Origin of the sequence: Aequoribacter sp. (assembly GCF_965659035.1) — a bacterium.
Classification (GTDB): domain Bacteria; phylum Pseudomonadota; class Gammaproteobacteria; order Pseudomonadales; family Halieaceae; genus Aequoribacter.
Genome location: NZ_CBFHWH010000190.1, coordinates 1 through 1053 on the forward strand (window position 1 = coordinate 1; position 1053 = coordinate 1053).

Here is a 1053-nt window from a genome sequence, read left to right on the forward strand (position 1 = left end):
CTCTTGACCGCTTTGGGTAGCAGTACGCTTGGCGCCTTAAGCGCCCAATTTAATTTGGCCCAAGCTCAGGTGTTGGGTGGCGGCGATTATCGCGCCTTGGTTTGCGTATTTTTGTACGGTGGTAACGACGCCTTTAACATGGTGATTCCCGAGTCGTTGGCCGAATACAACACCTATGCCGATACGCGTCGATCACTGGCGATTGAGCGTGATCAACTGCTTAAACTGAATCCCACCAATTGGCAGCCGGCTGATTATGCCCTGCACCCCGAAATGCCCGATCTTCGCGCGCTGTTCGACCAGCAAAAATTGGCGATTGTGGGCAATGTGGGTACCTTAATTCAGCCCACCACACAGCAAGATTACATTAACAAACGGGTGCCCTTACCGCCCCAGTTGTTCTCGCACAACGATCAGCAAAACTACGTCATGAGCCTGCAGGCTACCAAGCCACAGCAAGGTTGGGCCAGTCGCATGGCCGATTTAATGATGGACGCCAACACACACCCGCAGCTATCCATGAATATCTCTTTAAGTGGCGCCAACTCGTTACAGGCCGGTGGTCTGAGAGCGCCTTACGCCATCGGTAGCGGTGGGGTGTTGGATTATTGGTCGCTGCAGCCCGGCAACCCCGAGACTTGGTCGGTGCGCCGTAACCGCGCCTACGATGCGCTGTTGGCCAAAACCTATTCGCACGAGTTTGCACGTGAGTTTGCCACGGTGCAGCGTCGCTCGTTGGATTTAGGCGTTGAGCTGCGCTCGGCGCTGGAGCAAACCCCCGCACCGACCACCGAATTTAACGCCCAAAGCCGGCTGGCGGACATGCTGAAAATGGTGGCGCACATGATTGCCGCGCGCGAGTCTTTAGGCATGCGGCGTCAAATTTTCTTTGTGGGTATTGGCGACTACGACACTCACGGCGACCAGGCCAATCGCCACCCCCTGTTGATGCGTGAGCTAAATCATGCGCTGACCTCGTTTTATAACGCTACGGTTGAGTTGGGTGTGTCTGATCAAGTCACGACCTTTACTGCGAGTGATTTTGGTCGAACG

1 protein-coding gene is annotated in these 1053 nt (G+C 55.2%); it reads left to right on the forward strand.

Annotated elements, in window-relative coordinates:
* Positions 1–1053, forward strand: a 1053-nt coding sequence (locus ACTF5Z_RS12295) for a DUF1501 domain-containing protein (protein WP_438985887.1), incomplete at both ends; no start/stop codon positions are given.